This window comes from Actinoallomurus acanthiterrae, from assembly GCF_054775715.1.
On record NZ_BAAHCO010000001.1, the window covers coordinates 10311066 to 10335262 of the forward strand.

Below are 24197 nucleotides of genomic sequence, written 5' to 3' on the forward strand. Positions count from 1 at the left end.
CCGGGATCCGCGGGTGAGATCACTCCGCGCACTACCGTGGAACCGTGCTCCTACTCACGACACTCGACGCCTGGCGCGCCCGGCCGGACGAGCCGTTCCGCAGCGAGGCCGCCGCGTACGCGCCGGAGGAGGACGCCGCCGCCCTCGCGACCGACGCCTTCGCCGGCGACCAGCAGGTCATCGCGCTGGTGTTCGACCACCCGCCGCTGACGCTGCCCGGCGCCGTCAACCGGTCGACCGTCACGGAGATCCGGTACGCCCGCCGCGATCCGAGCGGGCGGGTCACCGGCCTCCACGCCAGGCCCACGATCGCCGAGGCCCTCGACCTGATGCCGCACCCGGAGGGCGGCTGGTTCCGCGAGACGTGGCGGACGTCCGTACGGGTGGCGGCGCACGGCGGCGAGCGGGCGACCGCCACCGGGATCTACTTCCTGCTCGGGCCGGGCGAGGAGTCGATGTGGCACGCGGTCCGCTCGGACGAGGTGTGGCTGTGGCATCGCGGCGGCCCGCTGGAGCTGACGCTGGGCGGGGAGGCCGACACGCCCGGCCGGCAGACCGAGACGATCATCGTGGGGCCGGACGTCGAGGACGGCCAGCGTCCGCAGGCGCTCGTGCCGGCCGGCGTCTGGCAGGCCGCCCGGCCCGCGTCGGACCGGGAGGTCCTGGTCAGCTGCGTCGTCTCCCCCGGCTTCGACTTCGCCGACTTCCGGGTGTGACCCGGCCGGGCCGCCCCCAGCCGCGCCCGCGACCGGGCCGCCCCCGGCCGCGGAGCGACGCGGGACGGCCCGCTCACCGCCGGCCCGCGGGTACCGGGGGCGGCAAGGCCGACCACCGGCCCGCGGCTGCCGCGACCGGGCCCTGAGCGCTCGCCGAGCCCGCGACCGGCCCCCAGGGCGGGCCTGACGAATCCGCTGTCCGGCGGCGCGGCGCCCAAGCGGCGCCTGGACGCCGCTCGCTACGAGCGGGATTCGTCGGACACGCCCTACTGCAGCGCCTGGAACAGCGCCGTCGTCTGCTCGCCGATGTTCTTGGGGAGCAGGTACGGCTCGGTCTCGTTGATCTGCTGCCAGTTGTCGCGGACGTCCTCGACGCTCAGCCCGTCCTTCTTGGTGAAGCCGGGGCCCTCGGCGACGAAGACCCGGGACACGCGCCCGCCGCCGACGGAGTACGTCTCGCCGCTGGCCTCGTTGCTCTCGTGGGCCAGCCAGACGACGACCGGCGTGACGTGTTCGACGCTGAGCCGGTCCTGGAATTCGGCGGGGAACAGGTCCTCCGTCATCCGGGTCCACGCGACCGGCGCGATCGCGTTGACCTTGATGCCGTACTTGGCGCCCTCGGCCGCGAGCGTCTTGGTCAGGCCGACGAGGCCCATCTTCGCCGCCGAGTAGTTCGCCTGCCCGAAGTTGCCGAACAGACCCGCCGGCGACGACGTCATGACCACCCGGCCGTACGCCTGCTCGCGCAGGTGCGGCCAGGCGGCGTGCGTGACGAGGAACGACCCGCGCAGGTGCACGGCGATGACCTGGTCGAACTCCTCCGGAGACATGTTCTTGAAGGACTTGTCCCGCAGGATGCCAGCGTTGTTGACGACGATGTCCACGCGGCCGAACGCGTCGAGGGCGGCCCGTACGATCGCCTCCGCGCCCTCGGCGGTGGCCACGTTGTCGGGGCTGGCGACGGCCTCGCCGCCGTTCTTCTTGATCTCGGCGACCACGTCGGCGGCCGGGCCCGTGGAGGCGCCGGTGCCGTCGAGCGCGCCACCGAGGTCGTTCACGACGACCTTCGCGCCGCGCGCGGCGAGCTCGAGCGCGTGCTGCCGCCCGAGGCCGTGGCCCGCGCCGGTGACGATGGCCACCCGTCCGTCAAACCGCAGTTCCGCCATTCTCCGTACCCTCCTCGCGACCTGATCTCCTGGACCCTGGGTCCGCCTTGCGGACAGTCTCCATCACTCGACCGAATCCCGCTCGGCCGGGACGGCCTGGCCGGGAAAGTGGGGCCGAAAAGACCGGCCCGCGATCCGTGACGGATCGCGGGCCGTTGAGTGGGGCCGGGTCAGCCGCAGTGCGCGTAGCCGGAGACCCAGACGTTCCAGCCGGGATCGACGCCCGCGCCGCGCCCGTCAGGGGCCGAGGTCGGGGACCGGCTTGGGCTCGTCGGCCGGCGCGTTCTCTTCTTCCGCGCCGTTCTCCCGGCGCTTGCGGCGCACCGACCAGACGATGAACGCCACGACGACGATGGCCGCCACCGCGATCGCCAGGACCCGCCCCGCCCACTGCGCCGCCTGCTCGAACGCGGCGCCGGCGAGGAAGCCGCCGGTCGTGTAGCCGACCCCCCACGCGATCCCGCCCAGCGCGTTGAACGCCAGGAACCTGCCGTACGGCATCTTGGCGCTGCCGGCGAGGGCGGGCATCAGCGCCCGGAGCAGGGCGGTGAAACGGCCGAGGAAGACGGCGACCGCGCCGCGCCGGCGCAGCAGCCCGTGCGCCTTGTCGACCTTCGGCCGATGTTTGTGGAGCACCTTCATGCCCAGCAGCCGGTCGCCGTAGCGACGGCCGATCTCATAGCCGACCGAGTCGCCGATGACCGCCGAGAGCACGATGACCACCATGAGGACGGGGAGGGAGACCCGGTGCTGGCTGGCCAGCACGCCCGCCACGACGATGGCGGTCTCCCCGGGGAACACGAAGCCGAAGAACAGCGCCGCCTCGGCGAAGACCAGCGCCGCGACGACGCCGTAGATGACCGGGCCGTGCAGGTTGAGCAGAGCGTGCGTGATCTGGCCCACAGGGCATCAACATCCCGTTTCCGGCGTCGTCATGTCCGTCATCGTATGAGCCCTGCTCACTGCATGAATCGTCCTCTGGTCTGAGACCGGTCATTACTTTGGATACGGGAGGGAGCCGTACATGGACGACTTCACGCTGAATCTGCACCGCCGCCTGCCACCGGAGGGGAACCTCGTCTGGTCTCCGTACTCGGTGGCGTCGGCCCTCGCGATGGTCGCCGCGGGCGCGCGCGGCACGACCCGGGAGGAGCTCACACGGGTGCTCGGCGCGCCGCCGGAGCGGCTTCGCCTCGCCGAGGCAGCCGCGCTGGAGGACGCCGAGATCGCGGTGGCCGACATCCTCTGGGCCCGCGACGGGCTCGCCTTCGAGGACTCCTACCAGCGGGCGATCGCGGATTTTCCCGGGTCCTCGGTGCGGGTCGCCGACTTCGCCGCCGATCCGGAGGGCGCGCGCCGGGCGATCAACGCGGAGGTGGAGAAGGTCACGCGGGACCTGATCCAGGATCTGCTCCCGCCCGGCGCCGTCGACCGGCGCACCGCCGCCGTCATCGCCAACGCCCTCTACCTGAAGGCCGCCTGGCGGCACGAGTTCGCCGAGCGGGACACCCGGCCGGAGCCGTTCCACGGCGCGCTGGGACGGCGCGAGGTGCCGATGATGCGGCGGACCGGGCGGATGGCGTACGCGGAGGCCGACGGCTGGCGGATGGCGACGCTGCCGGCCGGCGGCGAGGTGGCGGTCGAGGTACTGCTCGGGCCGGGTTCCGAGGCCGCGCCGCCCGAGCCGGGCCTCCTGCGGAGGCTGCGCGGGTCCGCGCGGCAGGTGAGCGTGGTGCTGTCCCTGCCGCGTTTCCGGCTGGAGAGCCGGATGAGCGTGGGCGACGCCCTCGCCGCGCTGGGCGCCGGCACGGCCTTCACCGGTGACGCCGACCTGTCCGGCATGACCGCCGAACCGGTCCGCCTCGACCGGATCGAGCACAAGGCCGTGCTGGACGTGGACGAGACCGGGTTCGAGGGCGCGGCCGCGACGGCCGTGGTGGTGGCCCTGTCGGCCATTACGTCCGGGCGTTCCGTGGAGTTCCGCGTCGACCGGCCGTTCCTGGTGTTCGTCCGCCATCCCGGCAGCGAGGCCGTCTACTTCGCGGCGCGCATCACCGACCCGTGAGCAAACGCTCGATGCCGTCACCGCCGAGTCTTCCCGACCAACCGGCCCCGACCGACCTCCCGGGAATGAGACAGGCATCACATCACGGGCGCCCAAAAGGGCTTGTCTTACCCTGATTCTGCCGAAATATGCCGTCGGCTTTGGCGGAGATCTCCGAAGACCGCCCAGCCCGTCCCGGGCTTTGCCCCGCTTCGGCCGTCGGCCCGGTAGCCTTGTCACGGTTACTGATCCACCTGCGAGCCGCGGAAGAGGGCGATCGCCGCCGTGTCGACCCAGTCGTCGCGATCCGCCGCCGACCTGAACACTCCTGACTTCGGTCCCAACGAGTGGCTGGTCGACGAGCTGTACCAAAAATATCTAGAAGACCCCAACTCGGTTGACCGAGCCTGGTGGAATTTCTTCGCCGACTACCAGCCGGACCGGCCGGCCAAGGCGCCCGCCGGCGCCGACGGGACGGCCGCGCCCCCCACGGCTCCCCCCTCTCCCGCCCCCACGCCGGAGCAGACGCCCGCCGCCCCGGCCGCCGCCGAGAAGCCGGCCGCGCCCGCGAAGAAGGCCGCGCCCGCCCCGCAGGCCCCGGCCGGCGCCGAAGAGGTGCGGCTGCGCGGCGTCGCCGCCCGCACGGTCACCAACATGGAGGCCAGCCTCGCCGTGCCGACCGCGACGAGCGTGCGCGCGGTCCCGGCCAAGCTGCTGATCGACAACCGCATCGTCGTCAACAACCACCTCAAGCGCGGCCGCGGGGGCAAGGTCTCCTTCACGCACTTGATCGGCTACGCCATCATCCGGGCGCTGCAGGCGATGCCGGAGATGAACGCCTCGTACGCCGAGGTGGACGGCAAGCCCACTCTGATCCGGCCGGAGCACGTCAACTTCGGCCTGGCCATCGACCTGAAGAAGGACGACGGCCAGCGGCAGCTCGTCGTGCCCAACCTCAAGGCGGCCGAGACCCTCGACTTCCGCCAGTTCTGGGCGGCGTACGAGGAGCTCATCCGCAAGGCGCGGGCGAACAAGCTCACGATCGACGACTACGCGGGCACCACGATCAGCCTGACCAACCCGGGCACCATCGGCACCGTCCACTCGGTGCCGCGGCTCATGCCCGGCCAGGGCAGCATCATCGGCGTCGGCGCGATGGAGTACCCGGCCGAGTACGCCGGCACCTCCGAGGAGGCCCTCGCCCGGCTCGGCATCAGCAAGGTCATGACGCTGACGTCGACGTACGACCACCGCATCATCCAGGGCGCCCAGTCGGGTGACTTCCTGCGCATGGTGCACCGGCTGCTGCTCGGCGAGGACGGCTTCTACGACGAGATCTTCGAGGCGCTGCGGATCCCGTACGAGCCGGTCCGCTGGGTGCGCGACATCAGCGCCACGCACGAGGACGACGTCGCCAAGGTCGCGCGCGTGCACGAGCTGATCCACGCCTACCGCGTGCGCGGCCACCTCATGGCCGACACCAACCCGCTGGAGTACACCCAGCGCCGCCACCCTGACCTCGACGTCCTCAAGCACGGCCTCACCCTCTGGGACCTCGAGCGCGAGTTCGCCACCGGCGGCTTCGGCGGCCAGTCGACGATGAAGCTCCGCGACATCCTCGGCGTGCTGCGCAACTCCTACTGCCGCACCGTCGGCATCGAGTACATGCACATCCAGGACCCGGGCGAGCGCGCCTGGATCCAGGAGCGGGTCGAGGTCCCGCACGACAAGCCCGACCGCGAGGAGCAGCTGCACATCCTCGGCCGGCTCAACACCGCCGAGGCGTTCGAGACGTTCCTGCAGACGAAGTTCGTCGGGCAGAAGCGGTTCTCCCTCGAGGGCGGCGAGTCGCTGATCCCGCTGCTCGACTCCGTGATCACCGCGGCCGCGCGGGACCACCTCGACGAGGTCGTCGTCGGCATGGCCCACCGCGGCCGGCTCAACGTCCTGGCCAACATCGTCGGCAAGTCCTACGGCCAGATCTTCGGCGAGTTCGAGGGCAACCTCGACCCGCGCAGCGCGCAGGGCTCCGGCGACGTGAAGTACCACCTCGGCGCCGACGGCGACTTCGTGACCCGCGACGGGTCGAAGATCCGCACGTCCCTGGTGGCCAACCCGAGCCACCTGGAGACCGTCGACCCGGTCGCCGAGGGCGTCGTCCGCGCCAAGCAGGACCTGCGCGACGTCGGCGAGGGCGGCTTCACCGTCATGCCGATCCTCATCCACGGCGACGCGGCCTTCGCGGGCCAGGGCGTCGTGGCCGAGACCCTCAACCTCTCGCAGCTGCGCGGCTACCGCACCGGCGGCACCGTGCACATCATCGTCAACAACCAGGTCGGCTTCACCACGGCGCCGGAGTACTCCCGCTCCAGCGTGTACGCCACCGACGTGGCCCGGATGATCCAGGCGCCGATCTTCCACGTCAACGGGGACGACCCCGAGGCGTGCGCGCGCGTGGCCCAGCTGGCGTTCGAGTACCGGCAGGCGTTCAACAAGGACGTCGTCATCGACATGATCTGCTACCGGCGGCGGGGTCACAACGAGAGTGACAACCCGTCGTTCACGCAGCCGCTGATGTACGACCTCATCGACGCCAAGCGGTCGGTCCGCAAGCTGTACACCGAGGCCCTGATCGGCCGCGGCGACATCACGGTCGAAGAGGCCGAGCAGGCGCTGCGCGACTACCAGCAGCAGCTGGAGCGGGCGTTCAGTGAGACCCGTGAGGCCACCAAGCAGCAGCCGCCCGCGGGCTTCGACCGGCCCGACGTCGAGCGCATCCCGGTCGACCACGCGGGCGTCGCGACCGCCGTCTCCGACGAGACGATCAAGCGCATCGTCGACACCCAGCTCAACCTGCCGGAGGGCTTCACGCCACACCCGCGCGTCCAGCCGCTGCTGGCCAAGCGCGCGCAGATGGTGGAAGAGGACGCGATCGACTGGGCGACCGGCGAGATGTTCGCCTTCGGGTCGCTGCTGATCGACGGCCGTCCGGTGCGCGTCGTCGGCCAGGACACCCAGCGCGGCACCTTCGGCCAGCGGCACGCCGTGCTCTTCGACCGCAGGACCGGCGAGGAGTACACCCCGCTCAAGCAGTTCGGCCAGGGCACCTCGAAGTTCTACGTCCACGACTCGCTGCTCAGCGAGTACGCCGCGATGGGCTTCGAATACGGCTACTCCATGACCCGCCCGGACGCGCTGGTCTGCTGGGAGGCGCAGTTCGGCGACTTCGCCAACGGCGCGCAGTCGGTCCTGGACGAGTACATCTCCTCCGGCGAGCAGAAGTGGGGTCAGCGCTCCAGCGTGGTCCTGCTGCTGCCGCACGGCTACGAGGGCCAGGGTCCGGACCACTCGTCGGCGCGCATCGAGCGTTACCTGCAGACCTGCGCGCTGGACAACATGACGGTGGCGCAGCCGACCACCCCGGCGAACTACTTCCACCTGCTGCGCTGGCAGGCGCTGTCGCCGCGGGAGAAGCCACTCATCGTCTTCACGCCGAAGTCGATGCTCCGGCTGAAGGCCGCCACGTCGGCCACCTCGGACCTCACCTCGGGGTCCTTCCAGCCGGTGATCGGCGACCCGGCGCAGCCGGGTCAGGTCCGCCGGGTGGTCCTCACGAGCGGCAAGCTGTACTACGACCTGGCCGCCGCCCGGGAGAAGTCCGGCGACACCTCGGTCGCGCTCATCCGCGTGGAGCGGCTCTACCCGCTTCCCGTCGACGAGATCAAGGCGGAGCTGGCCAAGTACCCGGCCGACGCGGAGCTGATCTGGGCGCAGGACGAGCCCGCGAACATGGGGGCGTGGACCTTCATGGCGCTGAAGCTGCCGCCGTACCTGGAGGGCCGGGAGCTCAAGCGGGTGTCCCGCCGGGCGAGCTCCTCGCCCGCCGTCGGGTCCGCCAAGATCCACACGCTGGAGCAGCAGGGTCTGGTCGCCGCCGTATTCGGCGACTGACCACCGGGCCCCTGGGGCGTGTCCACTGGACTCGCCCTGGCGTCACGGCGCTCCGCACGTTCGTGTGCGGGGCGCCGTTCCGCTCCGTCGGATAAGAGGTTGAGCATGTACTTCACCGATCGGGGGATCGAGGAACTGACCGACCGGCGCGGCGAGGAGGAGGTCTCCTTCGTCTGGCTCGCCGACCGGCTGCGGGAGTTCGTCGATCTCAATCCGGAGTTCGAGACACCGGTCGAACGGCTGGCCACATGGCTGGCGCGGCTGGGCGACGAAGACGACGACTGACGGATCGGCCCACCCGCCGGCCTCGGCAGGTGGGCTCCCGCCCCGTAGACGCGATACATCTTGACTTTCCCCGAACACGACATATCTTGTGAAGGGCGAAAGCGTCTTGACGGAAGGGGACCGTGCCGTGGCGCGCTGGACCGTGGATGAGCCCAAGACCATCGACTTCGACGGCGTGGTCGCCCTCAGGGCGAACATCGTGGCCGGCAGCATCTCCATCCTGGCGAGCGACGAGAAGCCCACACTGCAGATCGGCGAGATCTCCGGGCAGCCGCTCGAGGTGATCCACGAGGCCGGGATGCTGACCGTCAACCACAAGAGCGGCGGCTGGGACGGCGTCCTCAAGTGGCTGCAGAACACCCGGGGCCGGGTCGCCGTCACGATCACCGTTCCGCCCGACTGCCCGGTCACCCTCAACCTCGTGACCGCGAACGCGGTCATCACGGGCCTGTCGGGCCGGGTGTCCGTCAAGACGGCGTCGGGCGCCGTCACCCTCGACGGGGTCACCGGATCGATCGACGCGAACACCGCGGCCGGCGACATCGAGGCGCAGGGCCTCGCCGGCTCGGTGACCTTCAAGTCCGTCTCCGGGAACCTCGCCCTGGCCGGAGGCAGCCTCGACCGCCTCACGGCGCACTCGGTCACCGGCAAGGTCACCACCGACGTCGACCTGCGCGCCGACGGCCGCGCCCAGGTGAACACCGTCTCCGGCGAGGTGACGATGCGGCTGCCCGAGTCGACCTCCGCGACGGTGTCCCTGACGTCCCTGACCGGCCGCGTCGACGCGGCGTTCCCGGAGCTCGGCCGGCAGGACCGCCCGATGGGCAAGGACGTCACCGGTACGCTCGGCGACGGCGAGGCCTCCCTCTCCGTCAACTCGGTCTCCGGCGCCATCGCCCTCCTCAGCCGACCGGGCCCGGAGGAGCTGACATGATCGGCGGGGAGTATGAACCGGACACCCCTAGGACGGGACCGATGGTGAAGCGCGCGAGGAGGGATGGCCAGAGATGAGCCCCGTGTTCGGTCATGGCCGGCTGCGGCTGTACCTGCTGAAGCTGCTCGAAGAGAGCCCACGGCACGGCTATGAGGTCATCCGCCTGCTCCAGGACCGCTTCCTCGGCGTCTACTCCCCCTCCCCCGGAACGATCTATCCGCGGCTGGCGCGCCTCGAAGAGGAGGGCCTGGTCACCCACGAGGTCGTCCAGGGCAAGAAGGTCTACCGCCTGACCGACGCGGGCCGGGCCGAGCTCGAGCGCCGGATGGACGAGCTGGCCGAGCTGGAGGAGGAGCTCACCGAGTCCGTACGCGACATCGCCCGCGAGGTCCAGGAGGACGTACGCGACACGGTGCGGTCGCTGCGTGAGGAGCTCACCCAGGCCGCCCGCGAGGTGCGCAAGCAGGGCACGGCCGGCGCGGCGCAGAACTTCAAGGAGACGAAGCGGCGGCAGAAGGACGAGTGGCAGCGCCAGAAGGACCACTGGCGGGAGCACAAGCGCGTTATGAAGGAGGAGTGGCGGCAGACCTGGGACGACGCCTGGGCGACCGCCACAGGCACCGCCGAGGACGCGGCGCGCGTCAAGCTCGACCGGGCCCTGAGGAAGTTCGTCGAAGAGATCCGCGGCGCGGCGCGGGACGGCGTCGATGAGGAGCAGGTCGCCGCTGTACGCGCCCTGCTCACCGAGACGTCCACGCGCCTGCGCACGGAGATCCTGGGCCAAGACGAGTAATGAGCCGCGCCCCGTCAGGGGTTAAAGACGATCTTCCCGAAGACGTCTCCGCCGATCATCGCGGCGAACCCGTCCCGGGCCTCCCGCAGCGGGATCGCGCGGTCGATCCGGGGGCGCACCCCCGTCTTGTCGAGGAAGCGGGCCAGCCGTACGAGCTGGTCCCGGGTGCCCATCGTGGAGCCCACGACCGAGAGCTGAAGGAAGAACACGCGGTTCAGCTCGGCCGGCGGCACCTGGCCGCTGGTCGCGCCGGAGACGACGATCCGGCCGCCGGGGCGCAGGGACTTCAGCGAGTGCGACCAGGTCGCCTCGCCGACGGTCTCCATGACCGCGTCGACCCGCTCGGGCAGCCGTGCCCCGGACTCGAAGACCTGGTCCGCACCGAGCTCGAGCGCCCGCTTGCGCTTGTCCTCGCCGCGGCTGGTTGCCCAGACGCGGTAGCCGGCGGCCGACCCGAGGGCGATCAGCGCGGTGGCGACGCCGCCGCCCGCCCCCTGGACCAGGATCGTCGACCCGGGCTCCAGCCCGGCCTTGTCGAACAGCATCCGGTAGGCGGTCAGCCACGCGGTCGGCAGGCAGGCAGCCTCGTCGAACGACAGCGAGGCCGGCTTGGGCACGAGGTTGCGGCGCGGCACCGCGACCTTCTCCGCGAAGGTCCCGTCGTACGTCTCCGAGAGCAGGGAGCGCTTCGGATCGAGCGTCTCGTCGCCCCCGCCCCGCTCCGGATCGCCGATCACCGAGTGGACGATGACCTCGTTGCCGTCCTCGTCGACCCCGGCCGCGTCGCAGCCGAGGACGATCGGCAGCCGGTCCTCGCGGATCCCGACGCCGCGGAGCGTCCAGACGTCGTGGTGGTTGAGCGCGGTCGCCCTGACGGTGACGGTCGTCCAGCCCTCGGGAACGGCCGGCTCGGGACGGTCACCGAGCTCCAGCCCGTTCAGCGGATCGTCGGTATCGATGCGTGCGGCAGTGACGGCGAACATGCTTGGCACTCTAACCCGGCACCCCGCGGAGGATCAGTTGAGGGGATGCCGCCACCGCAGGCCCGGGAACCGGGCGAAGTCCCGATCAGCCGTGATGAACTCACACCCGTGCTCGATCGCGAGAGCCGCCAGATAGGCGTCCGGCACGAGCTTTCCTTTGGCATCGGCCTGTCGGCACAGTCGACCGAAGATGCTCCAGAAGCGCTGGCCTGGAGCGATCACAACGGCATGCGATTGATTCCGTACCACCGCGCCGAAGCGCAACGCCTCCTCGACCGGGGTCGGCGGCCTCCAGATCCGCTGGTTCGTCACTACCCGCATGAATCCGTTGATGACGAAGTCGGACACCGCGTAGGCCTCATCCCCCTGCAAGAGATCATCGAGGAAGGCCTTATACGCCTTGTGCTCCACCGCCTCCCGCCGGTTGGCGTTGACCAGCACGTTGACGTCGAGCAGCCTCATCACGCTCTACCCTCAGATACCGTTCGCTGTCCTCGTCGAGCAGGAATTCCTTAAGGCCGTCGGGGCTGACGTCGATGAGAGGCCGACCCCCCTCTTCGCCGCACACCGGCAGCTCGACCTGCGGCCGCTCACCGGCTTCTTCCGTCCGGTTCAGCATCTGACGCAAGGCATCCTCCACGACAGAGTTGAGACTCCGGCCATGCTGGGCTGCGAACGCCTTGGCGTCCGCAAGGAGCTGATCGTCGATCCGCACCGTCGTCCTCCGCATGCCTTCAGTGTCGGCAGCATGACATAAAAATGTCAACGATCACAATGCGTTTCGTAGTGAACACTGTCCGCACCCGCACGGTGGCAAAGAACGCCGCAGCCCGCACACGCTGAGCGTGTGCGGGCTGCGGCTGTGAGCGTACGGGTCAGAGGCGGGCGACGCCTTCCTTGCGGGCCTGGTCGGCGACCGCCTGGGTGACGGCGGGGGCGACGCGCTCGTCGAACGGGCTGGGGACGACGTAGTCCTCGGACACGTCGTCGCCGACCACGTCGGCCAGGGCGCCGGCCGCGGCCAGCTTCATGCCCTCCGTGATGGTGTGCGCGCGGACGTCGAGGGCCCCGCGGAACACGCCGGGGAACGCGAGCACGTTGTTGATCTGGTTGGGGAAGTCGCTCCGCCCCGTGGCGACCACGCGGGCGTGGCGGCGGGCGATCTCGGGGTGGATCTCCGGGTCGGGGTTGGACAGCGCGAACACGATGGCGTCGTCTGCCATCACGTCGAGGCAGTCCTCGCGGACGGTGCCGCCGGACAGGCCGATGAAGACGTCCGCGCCGTGGAGGGCGTCCTCGGTCGAGCCCTTGAGCCCGGCGCGGTTGGTGTCGCGTGCGAGCAGCTGCTTGATCGGGTTGAGTCCGTCGCGGCCCTCGTGGATCAGGCCCTTGCTGTCGGAGACGGCGATGTCACCGATCCCGGCGTTCAGGAGGATGCGGGACACGGCGACTCCGGAGGCCCCGGCGCCGGCCACGACCGCCCGCATCTCCGCCAGCGGCTTGCCGGTGAGGCGGGACGCATTGCGCAGCGCCGCCAGCGCGACGATCGCGGTGCCGTGCTGGTCGTCGTGGAACACGGGGATGTCGAGGGCGGCGCGCAGGCGGTCCTCGATCTCGAAGCAGCGCGGCGCGCTGATGTCCTCGAGGTTGATGCCCCCGAAGCTGGGCGCGAGCCGGGTGATGGTCTCGACGAGCTCGTCGGTGTCGGTGCAGTCGAGGCAGATGGGGACGGAGTCCACACCGGCGAACTCCTTGAAGAGGAGGGACTTGCCCTCCATGACGGGCATGGCCGCGGCCGGGCCGATGTCGCCGAGGCCCAGCACGGCGGTGCCGTCGGTGATGACGGCCACCACCTTGGACGTCCAGGTGTAGTCGTAGGCGAGCTCCGGGCTCTCGGCGATCGCGCTGCAGACGCGCGCCACACCCGGGGTGTACGCGAGGGCGAGGTCGTCGTTGTCCCGGACGGGGACGGTCGAGCGGACCTCGAGTTTGCCTCCGCGGTGCAACGCGAAGGCCGGATCGGCATCGTAATCGTGCTGTTCGACAGGCTCAACGGCCACAGCGACCCCTGCTACTAGTGAGAAAAACGGGCAGACGACCGCTTTCGCCTCCGGGTCAATGGACAGCACGCGGTCGTCTCTCGATGTACGGGGGTCACCCGTCGACCAATTATCCCACACGCTGCGGCGGGCGGCAGTCAGGGGGTCGGGTGCCCGCCGTAACGGCCTCGGCCGTTATCCATTCGTATCATTGTTGATCACTTCTCGGGCCGGAGTAGGCCAAGATGTCGTCTGACTTCCCCCTTCGTCCCAACCTCCGCCCCGAGGAGGAACACTGCGTCCCCGTCCACTCGTCCGCCGCTTGGCCGCGGCGGGCCTCACCGCGCTCACCACGACGTTCGTCCTGCCCGGCTGCCGGGACTCCGACCCGGCCACCGCGCTGGGCCGGGTCAAGGAGGCCGGAAAGATCGTCATTGCCACCGACGCCCTGTACCCGCCGAACGAGTTCAAGCAAGGCGAGCACATCGTGGGCTTCGACGTCGATCTGGGCGATGCGATCGCCCGGAAACTGGGCGTCAAGGCCGAGTTCCAGGACGTGAAATTCGAGTCGATCATGCCCGCGCTGAGCGAGGGCAAGTACGACATCAGCCTCTCCTCCTTCACTGACACGACGGAAAGGGAGAGCCGGTTCGATTTCGTCACCTACCTGTCTGCGGGCACGATGTTGCTGGTCCGAAAGGGCAATCCGAAGCACCTGCGGCCCGATGATCTGTCCCTGTGCGGGCGGCGGGTCGCCGTCGAGAAGGGCACGACCCAGGAGGACGAGCTCACGCCGGAGAGCGCGGCGAATCCGAACGCCGGAGCGCGCCTGAAGGCGTGCGGGAACGCCGGCCGGCCCCCATCCGCCTGTCGTTCGACGACCAGGCCGCCGCCAACGAGGCGCTGGCCAAGGGGCGCGCCGATGGCGTGCTGGCCGACACCCCGTCCGTCGTCTACGGCGCGAAGCAGTCCGCCGGCCGCTTCGAAGTGTCCGGGCAGGCCTACGGAACCGCGCTGTACGGGATCGCGGTCCCCAAGCATCACGAGGACGTACGGGACGCGGTGTTCAAGGCGGTCAAGGAGCTGATGAAGGACGGCGCGTACCAGGGGCTCACCGACAAGTGGGGGATCTCCGCGGGCGCCGTACGCGAACCCAGGATCAACGCGGCGAGCGGCTGATCCACGGGCCAGAGATCATCTGGCCGTTGCGGGATTGTTTCAAGGCAGTAATCGCACTTGAGACGGGGTTGCGCCAAGATGTCCCAAAACTACCGAGCAATCGACCGGGGCGTTACGCCCTGTCATTAGGAGGAGGACGCCGTGCACAGCGGTCTTCGCGGTCGCGCCCTAGGGGTGGGCATCACAGTCCTGGCGACGGCCCTCGCCATGTCCGCCTGTAACGCCAAGACGACGACGCGAGGCAGTAAGAGCGCGCTCGACACGATCAAGAAGAACGGCAAGATCGTGATCGCGACGGACGCGTCGTACGCCCCCAACGAGTTCAAGCAGAACGGCCAGATCGTCGGGTTCGACGTCGACCTCGGCACCGCGATCGCCAAGAAGCTGGGCGTGAAGGCGGAGTTCCAGGACGTCAAGTTCGACAACATCCTGCCCGCGCTGCAGAGCAAGAAGTACGACATCAGCCTCTCCTCCTTCACCGACAACAAGCAGCGGGAGGCGGCCTTCGACTTCGTGACGTACTACACGGCGGGCACCGGCCTGATGGTGAAGGCGGGCAACCCGCAGAAGCTCTCGCCGGACGACCTGTCGCTGTGCGGCAAGAAGGTCGCCGTCGAGAAGGGCACCACGCAGGAGGACGAGCTCACGCCCAAGTCGGCGGCCAAGCCCAACGCCGGCGCCCGGCTCGACAAGTGCAAGCAGGGCGGCAAGCCCGCCCCGACCAGGATCTCGCTGGACGACCAGAACGCCGCCAACCTGGCGCTGGGCAACGGCCGCGCCGACGCGGTCCTGGCCGACTCGCCGGTCGCCGCGTACGCGGCCAAGGAGTCCGGCGGCAAGTTCGTGATCTCCGGTAACGCCTACGACACCGCGCCGTACGGCATCGCGATCCCCAAGAACGAGAACGACCTGCGGGACGGGATCCTGAAGGCCGTGAAGGACCTGATCTCGGACGGCACGTACAAGCAGCTGACCGAGAAGTGGGGCATCTCGCAGGGCGCCGTCACCGACCCGAAGGTCAACGGCGCGGGTGGCTGAGGCTGACGTGACACAGATCGACGACACCACCGGACCGGCGCGGCCTGAGAGCATCAAGGCCGTGCCGGTCCGGCACCCCGGCCGGTGGGTGAGCGGCGCGGTCATCCTGGTGCTGGCCGCGATGTTCGTCCACATGCTGTTCACCAACAAGCAGCTGGACTGGTCGACGTTCCGGCAGTTCTTCTTCGACGGCGGGATCGTCAAGGGCCTCGTCGCCACCCTGGAGCTGACGGTCATCGCGATGGCGATCGGCATCGTGGGCGGCATCGTCCTGGCGCTGATGCGGCTGTCCTCGAACCCGATGCTGTCGTCCGCGGCCTGGCTGTACATCTGGTTCTTCCGCGGCACGCCGGTCCTGGTCCAGCTCATCTTCTGGTTCAACATCAAGTCGCTGATGGGCGACATCTCGCTCGGCATCCCGTTCGGCCCGGTGTTCATCACCTGGGACGTCAACAGCCTGGTCACCACGTTCGTCGCGGCGATCCTGGGCCTCGGCCTGAACGAGGCCGCGTACATGTCCGAGATCGTCCGGGCGGGCATCCTGTCGGTGGACGAGGGCCAGACGGAGGCGTCCCAGGCGCTGGGCATGCGACGCCTGCAGATCATGCGGCGCATCGTGCTCCCGCAGGCGATGCGAGTGATCATCCCGCCCACCGGCAACGAGACGATCTCGATGCTGAAGACCACCTCGCTCGCCTCGACCGTGGCGTTCACCGAGCTGCTCAAGGCCGGCGAGGACATCTTCAACGCCAACTACAAGACGATCCCGCTGCTGATCGTGGTCAGCGTCTGGTACATCATCGTGACCTCGATCCTCTCGGTCGGGCAGTACTACCTGGAGCGTCACTACGGCCGGGGTTCCTCGCGTGAGCTGCCCCCGACCCCGCTGCAACGCCTGCGGCGGAACCTGACGACCTTCCACGCCAAACCCCCGGCCGTACGGGAGGGGTCCGCATGACCGAGAACGCACCCGCGGGCGACGTGATGGTCAAGGCCGAGGGCATCCACAAGTACTTCGGCCGGCTGCACATCCTGCGCGGCATCGACCTGGAGGTCCGGAGCGGTGAGGTGATGTGCGTCATCGGCCCGTCCGGCTCCGGGAAGTCGACGTTCCTGCGCTGCATCAACCACCTGGAGAAGATCGACTCCGGGCGGCTCTGGGTCGACGGCCACCTCGTCGGCTACCGCCAGCGCGGCGACAAGCTGCACGAGATGCGGGAAAAGGAGGTGGCCGCGCAGCGCCGGGACATCGGCATGGTGTTCCAGCGGTTCAACCTGTTCCCGCACATGACGGCCGTGCAGAACATCATGGAGGCGCCGACCCGGGTCAAGGGCGAGTCCCGCCAGGTCGTACGCGAGCGGGCGCTGAAGCTCCTCGACCAGGTGGGCCTGTCCGAGAAGGTGGACAGCTACCCGGCCCAGCTGTCCGGCGGGCAGCAGCAGCGCGTCGCCATCGCCCGGGCCCTCGCCATGGAGCCCAAGCTCATGCTCTTCGACGAGCCGACCAGCGCGCTCGACCCGGAGCTGGTCGGCGACGTCCTGGACGTCATGCGGCAGCTCGCGGTGGACGGCATGACCATGGTCGTGGTGACCCACGAGATGGGCTTCGCCCGCGAGGTGGGCGACTCGCTGGTCTTCATGGACGAGGGCGTCGTCGTGGAGGAGGGCGACCCCCGCGAGGTGCTCACCGACCCGCAGCACCGCCGTACGCAGGACTTCCTGTCGAAGGTGCTCTGAGCCGGATCAGTCCCGCATCCGCGCGCTCCGGCCTCGCCGGGGCGCGCGGAGTCGTACGGAGGGCCGGGGCCAGTACCGCGCGATCACCCGCCCGACGATCAGGTCGTCGGGTACGGCGCCGAAGTCCCAGCTGTCCTGCCGGCCGGAGGCCCGCTGGTTGTCACTCTCCAGCCACCACCCGTCGCGCCCGCGCCAGGCCACCCGTTTGACGATCAGCCGGGCCTCGCGCGGATGACGTGCCACCACGATGTGGCCGGGCGCGAGACGGGCACCACGCCGTACGAGCAGCCAGTCGCCGGGCCGGAGCACCGGCAGCATCGACTCGCCCGTCACCTCGACCGTCTGCACGTGGCATACCTCTCTGCGAGCGGGAAGGGGTATCAGGAGTAGTGTCTGCTACCGGAGCATGATCCGAAACAACGGAAGGGACACGCAGGTGCTTGCACGACTTCTGCGCCCCAAGACCACGGTGTCGGCCCACTGTGACCTGCCCTGTGGCGTGTACGACCCGGCACAGGCGCGGATCGAGGCCGAGTCGATCAAGGCCATCGTCGAGAAGTACGAGGCCAACGACGACCCGATCTTCCGCGCCCGGGCCCTGATCATCAAGGAGCAGCGCTCCGAGCTGGTCAAGCACCACCTGTGGGTGCTCTGGACCGACTACTTCAAGCCGCCGCACTTCGAGAAGTACCCGCAGCTGCACCAGCTGTTCAACGAGGCGACCAAGCTCGCGGGCGCCGCGGGCACCAAGGGGACCCTCGACAAGGGCAAGGCGGACGATCTCCTGGCCAAGATCGACGAGATCGCCAAGATCTTCTGGGAGACCAAGAACGCCTGATCCGGCCTGTCCCGTCTGCAGGATCGGACGGTGGCGGGCCGGTCGGTCCTCACGGGACCGACCGGCCCGCCATACGCGTTTTCAGGGTGTGTCCGGTGGATCTCCGGCTGCGCGAACAAGACCCACCGGACACTCCCTAACCCCAGACGCGCTGTGCGACGGACACGACGAGATCAAGCTTGCGGCGCTGGTCGTCCCAGGTCAGCGGGTTGCCCTGCACCTCCGACGCGAAGCCGCACTGCGGGCTGATCGCCAGGTCCTCCAGCGGCTTGAAGCGCGACGCCTCGTCCACGCGCCGCGCGAGCTCGTCGGGGTCCTCCAGCGCTCCCGTCTTGGTGGTCACCAGGCCCAGGACAGCGGTCGTACCGGCCGGAACATGCTTGATCGGATCCAAGCTCCCCGCGCGTTCGGTGTCGTACTCCAGCAGCCAGTGGTCCACGGGGATCCGGCCGAACACGTCTTCGGCGATGCCGTCGTAGGCGCCCTCGTTGAACCACTGGCCCCGGTAGTTGCCCCGGCAGATGTGCATCCCGACGACGACCCCGGCGTCGCGCAGGCCGCCGACGATCGCGCGGTCGGCCTCGACGCACCGGTTCAGGAGCTCTCGCGGGTCCAGACCCTCCGCCTCGAAGACGGGGATCAGCCGGTCGTTCACGAAGCTCGTGAAGCACGGCGCGTCGATCTGGACGTGCCGGACGCCGTCCCGCGCGAGCGCCTCCGCCTCCGTCCGTACGACCGCCGCGAGATCGTCGACGATGTCGGCCCTGGTGGGGTACGCGCCGTCGCTCACGCCTCGCTGCCAGTTGGCGACGACGAAGTTCGTGACCTCGGGGATCGCCAGCTTCCACGGCCCCGGCGCGTGGCCGTCCAGGAAGGCCGCCTCCCGGTCGGTGAACCGGTCCCGGTGCCGCAGCCTCCCGCCGATGAGGTTGAGGATCGCGTCGTCCTCGGTCCGCTCCTCCCCTTCGGCGTTCCAGTCCAGCACGGGCGCCTGGCTGACGAAGCCGTCCGTGGCCGCGGTCAGGGGGCTCATGAAGTCGTTCCTGCGGTACTCGCCGTCCGTGTACACGCCGATGCCGCTGTCCCGCTGCAGGGCGAGTGCTTCGAGGATCGCCCGGTCCTCGGCCTGCCGCAGTTCCTCTCCGTCCATCTCCCCGGCCGCACGGCGTTCACGGGCCTGGAGGAGGATCGGAGGGCGTAGCAGACTGCCCACGTGCAGGGCCTTGCTGGAGAAGTCCATCGGCACACGCCTCTCTGCCGGACCACTGATGATCTTCCGGTGGATCCAATAACCTACGATCCCTTGACCCTGACCGAAACCCGTTGACCTGACCGAAACCAGGCCGCCTCACCTCTACGATCATCACTTCGACGACCGAGCGCGCCGGATGCGCGCCCAGGTGCGTTGAGGCGGTAGTTTCGACAGCAGCGGGTAGCCCCAACGAGGGAGTGACGTGACCGAGGAAACCGCGGCCATGCCGGCGAGTGTGTCCGACGTGCGCGACGTCGTGACCGTGCGGCTGCCGGCCGACAGCGCCTACCTTTCCGTGCTGCGCACGGCCACGGCCGGCCTGGCGGCACGCCTCGACTTCAACCTCGACGAGATCGAGGATCTGCGTATCGCGATCGACGAGGCGTGCGCGATGCTCCTCGCCCAGGCGGTGCCGGGCACGGATCTGACGTGCGAATTCCAGCTCAATGACGACGCGATGAGCATCTCGGTGTCGGTCCTGACCGTCGACGGTCTGGAGCCGAGCCGCGACACCTTCGCCTGGACGGTGCTGAGTTCGCTCGCCGGCGACGTCGACGCCGAGGTCGGCGCCGACGACCGGGTGACCATCGTGATGAACAAGCGGCGCGGGAAGACGTCGTGAACGCCGCGATCCCCACGGCTCTCGACCACCGCCCACGCGGCTTCGGGCCGCTGAGCGAGGTGGACGCGTGACCGAGAAGACCACGGTGGCCGGCAACGAGCACGGCGTGCCCGACCGAGCGCGAGCACGTCTGCTGTTCGAGCGGCTCGCCACCCTGCCCGAAGGCGACCCGGAGCGGCAGCGCATCCGCGATGAGCTCGTGGAGCTGCACCTGCCGCTCGTCGAGTACCTCGCCCGCCGGTTCCGCAACCGCGGCGAATGGCTGGACGACCTGGTGCAGGTCGCGACGATCGGGCTGATCAAGTCGATCGACCGGTTCGACCTGGAGCGGGGCGTGGAGTTCTCCACGTACGCCACGCCGACGATCGTCGGAGAGATCAAGCGGCACTTCCGCGACAAGGGCTGGGCCGTCCGCGTTCCGCGCCGGCTCCAGGAGCTGAAGCTGTCGCTGACCAAGGCGATCAGCGACCTCGCCCAGCGCGAGGGCCGCGCGCCGACCGTCAGCGAGCTGGCCGAGCACCTGCAGATGAGCGAGGAGGAGGTGCTCGAGGGCCTGGAGTCGGCCAACGCCTACTCCACCGTCTCCCTCGACGCCCCCGACTCCGGCGACGAGGACGCTCCGGCGGTCGCCGACTCCCTGGGCATCGTCGACGACGCCCTCGAGGGGGTCGAATACCGCGAGTCGCTCAAGCCGCTGCTGGAGAAGCTCCCGGCCCGGGAGAAGCGCATCCTGCTGCTGCGGTTCTTCGGCAACATGACCCAGTCGCAGATCGCCGCCGAGCTCGGCATCTCCCAGATGCACGTGTCCCGGCTCCTGGCCCGTACGCTCGCCCAGCTCCGCGACGGCCTCACCGCCGACGACTGAGCGGGCGCGCGTCGTCTGGACTGAGGAGCGCAGGGAGCGAAGCGACCAGAGCGACGAGGGAAGACGGCGCGTTGGGCGCCCGCTCCCGCGCTCGCGGAGCGAGCGCCATCGAGCACTGAGCGGGCACTGAGCAAAGGATCAGCACCCCCTGCCACGTGGCGGGGGGTGCTTCGTTTTCCGGCTAGTCGTCGATCAGCGCGCGGGTCGTGGGCGGGCTGAGCAGCGCGGCGGCACCCGCGACGGCCACCACCACGAGGACGATCCCGAGGGCCGCCCGGTGGCTCTGGAACATCGACACGGCGATGATCAGAGTGAAGATCTGGGTGAGCAGGGCCGGGGCACGCCCCCAGCGGCGTACCTGCCACAGTCCCCAGCCGACCGCGATGATGCCGGCGCCGCCGAGGACAGCCATGAGGGCGAGGGCGACGGCGCTCGCGAGGTCGTGGGGACGGCCGATGACGGCCTCGATGCCGACGTACAGGCCGACGGCCAGCACGGCGACCCCTTCCAGGGCCTCGACGGCGGCGGCGGCGCTCAGGGTGGCGGGACGTGTGGACACATCCAGGAACACTAGTAGGGCACGCCCGCCCGTGATGCCCAGGCCGCGCCTTCCCCTGTTCTGCGGTGAACTACCCTTTTGGTCGTGCGCGCACTCTTGATCGCCAATCCGAAGGCGACCACCACGTCACGGCGAGCCCGGGACGTGCTCATGCGCGCGTTCGCCGGTGAGGTGCGGCTGGAGCTCGCCGAGACCCAGCGGCGCGGGCACGCGACCGAGCTGGCCGAGCAGGCGGTCGGCGAGGGCTACGACGTGATCATCGCGCTGGGCGGCGACGGCACCGTGAACGAGGCCGTCAACGGGCTGCTCGCGAACGGCCCGTCGGAGGATCTGCCGGCTCTCGCGGTCGTCCCGTCGGGCAGCGCGAACGTCTTCGCGCGTTCGCTGGGCCTGCCCAACAACGCGCTCGACGCCGCGGGCCAGGTGCTGGAGGCGCTGCGGGCCGGCACCGGACCGTGGGGCTCGGCATGGCCGACAGTCGTTACTTCACCTTCTGCGCCGGCCTGGGGCTGGACGCGGAGGTGGTCCACGCCGTCGAGCAGCTCCGGTCGGCCGGGTCCCGCGCCTACTCCACGCTGTACATCCGGACGGCGCTGCGCCAGTTCTTCGTGTTGACGGACCGCCGGCGTCCGGCGCTCACGCTCGAAGTGCCCGGCAAGCCTCCGCTCGGGCATATCTTCCTGACCATCGTGTCGAACACCTCGCCGTGGACGTACGCCGGGCCGTGGCCGGTCGACCCGAACCCGCGGGCGGCGTTCGCGACCGGCCTCGACCTGTTCGGGTTGCGACGGCTGGATCTGCTGTCCACGCTGAGCGTGCTGCCGCAGATCCTGCCGCCGCTCAAGCGGCAGCCGCGCGGGGGCCATGTCGTGAGCGTGCACGACCTGCCGGAGTTCACGCTGCGGTCGCACCGGCCGATCGCCTTCCAGGTCGACGGGGACTACCTCGGTCAACGCGAGGCCGTGACCTTCCGGTCCGTTCCCAAGGCGGTTCGCATCGTGATCTGAGTCACGAAGCGACGTTCATGTTTCGGTCATGTGACACACACGACAGCCATACTTTGAGAAAGTTTTCTCAAAGGTCTTGCGCCCTCTCTGACGCCCTGGGAATCTCTAAGTGGCGCGCGGCATTCGGGTATCGCCCCTGGTCGAGACCGCCATGAACACTCCCCGGACCCACACCCAAGGTCCACGGACTGTTCGCGACATCGTGAAACCGTTCACAAGTGGAGTCGACACTTCACGCGCTACGAAGGAGTGGACCGCATGGACTGGCGCCACCGCGCTGCCTGCCGTGACGTGGACCCCGAGCTGTTCTTCCCGATTGGGAACACCGGCCCCGCGCTGGTGCAGATCGAGGAGGCCAAGCAGGTATGCCGCCGCTGCCCGGTGACCGACGCCTGCTTGCGCTGGGCCCTGACCTCCGGTCAGGACGCCGGCGTCTGGGGTGCCCTGAGCGAAGACGAGCGACGCGCCCTGAAGCGCCGGAACGCCCGCGCCCGCGCTCGCGCCCACGCCTGAACACAGACGACGCCGCATCGTGGTTCGCAGGTCGGTCCACGACAGCGGACGGCATCGACGCCCACGGCCCAACGGCCGCGGGCGTCGGTCGTTTCCGGGCCCTGGACCGCTGATCAACTCGTTTCCGGGCCCCAGACCGCTGGTCAGCTCGGCGGCGCGGTGCGCGGCCCCTGGTCCAGCGGGATGTCCAGGACCACCTCCGTGCCCCCGCCCGAACGCGGGCGCAGGTCGATGACCCCGCCCAGCTCCCCCACGATCAACGTCCGCACGATCTGCAGGCCCAGGCTCGAGGCCGACTCGACGTCGAAGTCGGCCGGCAGCCCGCTCCCGTCGTCGGCGACGAGGACCTTGAGCCGCTCCTCGCCCCGGGTCACCACCACCTCGAGCGATCCGGCGCGGTTGGCCAGCCCGTGTTCCAGGGCGTTCTGCAGCAGCTCGGCCAGGACCATGGCGAGCGGCGTGGCGATCACCGCGGGCAGCACCCCGAAGCCGCCGACCCGCCGCGGGCGCACCCGGGTCTCCGGCGCGGAGACCTCCCCCGCCATGGCCATCACCCGGTCCGCGATGTCGTCGAAGTCGACCAGCTCGTCGGGCGTGTGCGACAGCGTCTCATGGACGATCGCGATCGAACCGACCCGGCGCACCGCCTCCTCCAGCGCCTCCCGCCCCTCCGGCACCCGCAGCCGCCGCGCCTGAAGGCGCAGCAGCGCCGCGACGGTCTGCAGGTTGTTCTTCACCCGATGGTGGATCTCCCGGATCGTCGCGTCCTTGCTCATCAGCGCCCGGTCGCGCCAGCGCAGCTCGGTGACGTCCCGCAGCAGGACCAGCGCGCCGGTCCGCTCGCCGTCGACGATCAGCGGGATGGCCCGGAGCTGGACGATCGCGCCGTTCGCCTCGATCTCGGTCTCGCGGGCGGCGCGCCCGCCGGCGACCACCGCCAGCGAGTCGTCCACCGGGGCGCTGACGAGCAGCGCCGTGGTGTCCCGCAGGAGCGTGCCCTCCAGGTCGGTGGCCAGCCCCAGCCTGCGGTACGCCGACTGGGCGTTGGGACTGGCGTAGAGCACCCGCCCGTCGTGGTCGACCCGGACCAGGCCGTCGCCCACGCGCGGCGACCGCGCGAGGTTCGGCTCCTCGCCGGGGAACGGGAAGCGCCCCTCGTTGATCATTTTCGCCAGGTCGCTGGCGCTCTGCAGATACGTCAGCTCCAGGTGGCTGGGCGTACGCGCGGAGCTGAGGTTCGTGCTGCGCTGGATGATGCCGAGGATCCGGTCGCCCCGGCGTACGGGGATGGCCTCCTCCCGGACCGGGATGCCGCTCCCCCACTCGGGATCGCCCTCCCGCCAGATCCGTTGCTCCGCCCACGCCACGTCGATGAGGCCGCGTGTCCCGGGATCGGCGACCATGCCGACGAGGTCGTCCGGGTAGGCCGTCGGGCCCGTCGTCGGCCGGATCTGGGCCACCGCCACCCAGCCGTCCACGGTGCCGTTCTTCCGGGGACGATGCGAGGTCAGCGGGACCCAGAGCACCAGGTCGGCGAAGGACAGGTCCGCGAGCAGCTGCCAGTCCGACACGAGGGCGTGGATCCATTCGAGGTCCGCCGCGTCGAGATCGGTGTGCTGCCGGGTCAGGTCGGTCAACGTGGGCACCTCTGCATAATCGCAGGCGGGGCTGGAATG

The 24197-nt window shown here is 69.9% G+C and carries 25 protein-coding genes and 1 pseudogene; 16 read left to right on the plus strand and 10 right to left on the minus strand.

The window, feature by feature from the left end; genetic code table 11:
* Window positions 1–44: 44 nt before the first annotated feature.
* Window positions 45–716 (plus strand): cupin domain-containing protein, encoded by a 672-nt coding sequence (locus ACYVF7_RS48600; RefSeq protein WP_460353145.1) that lies wholly within the window; start codon window positions 45–47, stop codon window positions 714–716.
* Window positions 717–982: 266 nt separating this feature from the next.
* Here the strand turns inward: ACYVF7_RS48600 and ACYVF7_RS48605 are convergent, their stop codons facing one another.
* Complete coding sequence (locus ACYVF7_RS48605) at window positions 983–1882, minus strand: SDR family oxidoreductase (RefSeq protein ID WP_460353147.1); 900 nt, start codon at window positions 1880–1882, stop codon at window positions 983–985.
* A gap of 237 nt (window positions 1883–2119) precedes the next feature.
* Entirely contained in the window at window positions 2120–2785 is a 666-nt protein-coding gene (locus ACYVF7_RS48610) for a DedA family protein (RefSeq protein ID WP_460353150.1), read from the minus strand.
* 121 nt (window positions 2786–2906) lie between these two features.
* On the opposite strand from ACYVF7_RS48610, the gene ACYVF7_RS48615 reads away from it, so the two are divergent.
* The 5 genes from ACYVF7_RS48615 (at window position 2907) to ACYVF7_RS48635 (ending at window position 9889) form a co-directional block, all read left to right on the plus strand.
* Entirely contained in the window at window positions 2907–3947 is a 1041-nt protein-coding gene (locus tag ACYVF7_RS48615) for a serpin family protein (RefSeq protein WP_460353152.1), read from the plus strand.
* Window positions 3948–4211: 264 nt separating this feature from the next.
* A complete protein-coding gene (locus tag ACYVF7_RS48620; RefSeq protein WP_460353154.1) occupies window positions 4212–7877 on the plus strand; it encodes a multifunctional oxoglutarate decarboxylase/oxoglutarate dehydrogenase thiamine pyrophosphate-binding subunit/dihydrolipoyllysine-residue succinyltransferase subunit in 3666 nt (1221 codons plus the stop codon).
* 105 nt (window positions 7878–7982) lie between these two features.
* Entirely contained in the window at window positions 7983–8162 is a 180-nt protein-coding gene (locus ACYVF7_RS48625; RefSeq protein WP_460353156.1) for a DUF6104 family protein, read from the plus strand.
* A 127-nt stretch (window positions 8163–8289) separates the two neighbouring features.
* Window positions 8290–9096 (plus strand): DUF4097 family beta strand repeat-containing protein, encoded by an 807-nt coding sequence (locus ACYVF7_RS48630; RefSeq protein WP_460353159.1) that lies wholly within the window; start codon window positions 8290–8292, stop codon window positions 9094–9096.
* 73 nt (window positions 9097–9169) lie between these two features.
* Complete coding sequence (locus tag ACYVF7_RS48635) at window positions 9170–9889, plus strand: PadR family transcriptional regulator (protein WP_460353162.1); 720 nt, start codon at window positions 9170–9172, stop codon at window positions 9887–9889.
* A 14-nt stretch (window positions 9890–9903) separates the two neighbouring features.
* Here ACYVF7_RS48635 and ACYVF7_RS48640 read toward each other — a convergent pair whose 3' ends face one another.
* The 4 genes from ACYVF7_RS48640 to ACYVF7_RS48655 all read right to left on the minus strand — a co-directional run bounded on the left by ACYVF7_RS48640 (window position 9904) and on the right by ACYVF7_RS48655 (window position 12932).
* The gene (locus ACYVF7_RS48640; RefSeq protein WP_460353165.1) at window positions 9904–10872 is read right to left on the minus strand and encodes a zinc-binding dehydrogenase; all 969 of its coding nucleotides are present in this window, start codon (window positions 10870–10872) and stop codon (window positions 9904–9906) included.
* A 33-nt stretch (window positions 10873–10905) separates the two neighbouring features.
* A complete protein-coding gene (locus ACYVF7_RS48645) occupies window positions 10906–11334 on the minus strand; it encodes a TA system VapC family ribonuclease toxin (RefSeq protein ID WP_460353167.1) in 429 nt (142 codons plus the stop codon).
* Entirely contained in the window at window positions 11264–11602 is a 339-nt protein-coding gene (locus tag ACYVF7_RS48650; protein WP_460353170.1) for a DUF6364 family protein, read from the minus strand. The genes ACYVF7_RS48645 and ACYVF7_RS48650 overlap by 71 nt, the downstream gene beginning before the upstream one ends.
* A 145-nt stretch (window positions 11603–11747) precedes the next feature.
* Entirely contained in the window at window positions 11748–12932 is a 1185-nt protein-coding gene (locus ACYVF7_RS48655) for an NAD(P)-dependent malic enzyme (protein WP_460353173.1), read from the minus strand.
* A 466-nt stretch (window positions 12933–13398) separates the two neighbouring features.
* On the opposite strand from ACYVF7_RS48655, the pseudogene ACYVF7_RS48660 reads away from it, so the two are divergent.
* The 5 genes and pseudogenes from ACYVF7_RS48660 to ACYVF7_RS48680 all read left to right on the plus strand — a co-directional run.
* Window positions 13399–13581, plus strand: a pseudogene (locus tag ACYVF7_RS48660) (transporter substrate-binding domain-containing protein); the annotation flags it as partial.
* 167 nt (window positions 13582–13748) lie between these two features.
* Window positions 13749–14090, plus strand: coding sequence for a type 2 periplasmic-binding domain-containing protein (locus ACYVF7_RS48665; protein ID WP_460358659.1), 342 nt, complete (start codon window positions 13749–13751; stop codon window positions 14088–14090).
* Between the two features lie 141 nt (window positions 14091–14231).
* Window positions 14232–15128, plus strand: a complete 897-nt coding sequence (locus ACYVF7_RS48670; RefSeq protein WP_460353175.1) for an ABC transporter substrate-binding protein — start codon at window positions 14232–14234, stop codon at window positions 15126–15128.
* Window positions 15129–15135: 7 nt separating this feature from the next.
* Window positions 15136–16086: an amino acid ABC transporter permease gene (locus ACYVF7_RS48675; RefSeq protein ID WP_460353178.1), complete on the plus strand. Its 951-nt coding sequence runs from the start codon at window positions 15136–15138 to the stop codon at window positions 16084–16086.
* Window positions 16083–16865, plus strand: coding sequence for an amino acid ABC transporter ATP-binding protein (locus ACYVF7_RS48680; protein ID WP_460353181.1), 783 nt, complete (start codon window positions 16083–16085; stop codon window positions 16863–16865). Before ACYVF7_RS48675 ends, ACYVF7_RS48680 begins: the two co-directional genes overlap by 4 nt.
* A gap of 6 nt (window positions 16866–16871) precedes the next feature.
* On the opposite strand, the gene sodX is transcribed toward ACYVF7_RS48680, so the two are convergent.
* Window positions 16872–17213 (minus strand): nickel-type superoxide dismutase maturation protease, encoded by a 342-nt coding sequence (gene sodX / locus ACYVF7_RS48685; RefSeq protein WP_460353183.1) that lies wholly within the window; start codon window positions 17211–17213, stop codon window positions 16872–16874.
* An 88-nt stretch (window positions 17214–17301) separates the two neighbouring features.
* On the opposite strand from sodX, the gene sodN reads away from it, so the two are divergent.
* Window positions 17302–17703 carry a superoxide dismutase, Ni gene (gene sodN / locus ACYVF7_RS48690; protein ID WP_460353185.1) on the plus strand — a complete coding sequence of 134 codons (402 nt, stop codon included), beginning with the start codon at window positions 17302–17304 and terminating at the stop codon, window positions 17701–17703.
* A gap of 136 nt (window positions 17704–17839) precedes the next feature.
* Here sodN and ACYVF7_RS48695 read toward each other — a convergent pair whose 3' ends face one another.
* Entirely contained in the window at window positions 17840–18943 is a 1104-nt protein-coding gene (locus tag ACYVF7_RS48695; protein ID WP_460353188.1) for a cobalamin-independent methionine synthase II family protein, read from the minus strand.
* 214 nt (window positions 18944–19157) lie between these two features.
* Here ACYVF7_RS48695 and ACYVF7_RS48700 point away from each other — a divergent pair, with 214 nt between their 5' ends.
* Complete coding sequence (locus ACYVF7_RS48700; protein ID WP_460353190.1) at window positions 19158–19577, plus strand: ATP-binding protein; 420 nt, start codon at window positions 19158–19160, stop codon at window positions 19575–19577.
* A gap of 106 nt (window positions 19578–19683) precedes the next feature.
* Window positions 19684–20442 (plus strand): RNA polymerase sigma factor SigF, encoded by a 759-nt coding sequence (locus ACYVF7_RS48705; protein ID WP_460358526.1) that lies wholly within the window; start codon window positions 19684–19686, stop codon window positions 20440–20442.
* 181 nt (window positions 20443–20623) lie between these two features.
* Here ACYVF7_RS48705 and ACYVF7_RS48710 read toward each other — a convergent pair whose 3' ends face one another.
* Entirely contained in the window at window positions 20624–21001 is a 378-nt protein-coding gene (locus ACYVF7_RS48710) for a hypothetical protein (RefSeq protein WP_460353193.1), read from the minus strand.
* A gap of 84 nt (window positions 21002–21085) precedes the next feature.
* Between ACYVF7_RS48710 and ACYVF7_RS48715 the strand changes: the two genes are divergently transcribed.
* Window positions 21086–21616, plus strand: coding sequence for a diacylglycerol/lipid kinase family protein (locus tag ACYVF7_RS48715; protein WP_460353195.1), 531 nt, complete (start codon window positions 21086–21088; stop codon window positions 21614–21616).
* Window positions 21617–22266: 650 nt separating this feature from the next.
* Window positions 22267–22521 carry a WhiB family transcriptional regulator gene (locus tag ACYVF7_RS48720; protein ID WP_360892601.1) on the plus strand — a complete coding sequence of 85 codons (255 nt, stop codon included), beginning with the start codon at window positions 22267–22269 and terminating at the stop codon, window positions 22519–22521.
* A 143-nt stretch (window positions 22522–22664) separates the two neighbouring features.
* Here the strand turns inward: ACYVF7_RS48720 and ACYVF7_RS48725 are convergent, their stop codons facing one another.
* Window positions 22665–24167: a histidine kinase N-terminal domain-containing protein gene (locus ACYVF7_RS48725; RefSeq protein ID WP_460353197.1), complete on the minus strand. Its 1503-nt coding sequence runs from the start codon at window positions 24165–24167 to the stop codon at window positions 22665–22667.
* Window positions 24168–24197 lie beyond the last annotated feature (30 nt).

Bases quoted from the DNA above. Each gene is read 5' to 3' on its own strand.
- ACYVF7_RS48650 (WP_460353170.1), bottom strand. From the start codon at position 11,602: ATGCGGAGGACGACGGTGCGGATCGACGATCAGCTCCTTGCGGACGCC.
- ACYVF7_RS48695 (WP_460353188.1), bottom strand. From the start codon at position 18,943: ATGGACTTCTCCAGCAAGGCCCTGCACGTGGGCAGTCTGCTACGCCCT.
- ACYVF7_RS48640 (WP_460353165.1), bottom strand. From the start codon at position 10,872: ATGTTCGCCGTCACTGCCGCACGCATCGATACCGACGATCCGCTGAAC.
- ACYVF7_RS48625 (WP_460353156.1), top strand. From the start codon at position 7,983: ATGTACTTCACCGATCGGGGGATCGAGGAACTGACCGACCGGCGCGGC.
- ACYVF7_RS48645 (WP_460353167.1), bottom strand. From the start codon at position 11,334: ATGAGGCTGCTCGACGTCAACGTGCTGGTCAACGCCAACCGGCGGGAG.
- ACYVF7_RS48615 (WP_460353152.1), top strand. From the start codon at position 2,907: ATGGACGACTTCACGCTGAATCTGCACCGCCGCCTGCCACCGGAGGGG.
- ACYVF7_RS48635 (WP_460353162.1), top strand. From the start codon at position 9,170: ATGAGCCCCGTGTTCGGTCATGGCCGGCTGCGGCTGTACCTGCTGAAG.
- ACYVF7_RS48720 (WP_360892601.1), top strand. From the start codon at position 22,267: ATGGACTGGCGCCACCGCGCTGCCTGCCGTGACGTGGACCCCGAGCTG.
- ACYVF7_RS48605 (WP_460353147.1), bottom strand. From the start codon at position 1,882: ATGGCGGAACTGCGGTTTGACGGACGGGTGGCCATCGTCACCGGCGCG.
- ACYVF7_RS48680 (WP_460353181.1), top strand. From the start codon at position 16,083: ATGACCGAGAACGCACCCGCGGGCGACGTGATGGTCAAGGCCGAGGGC.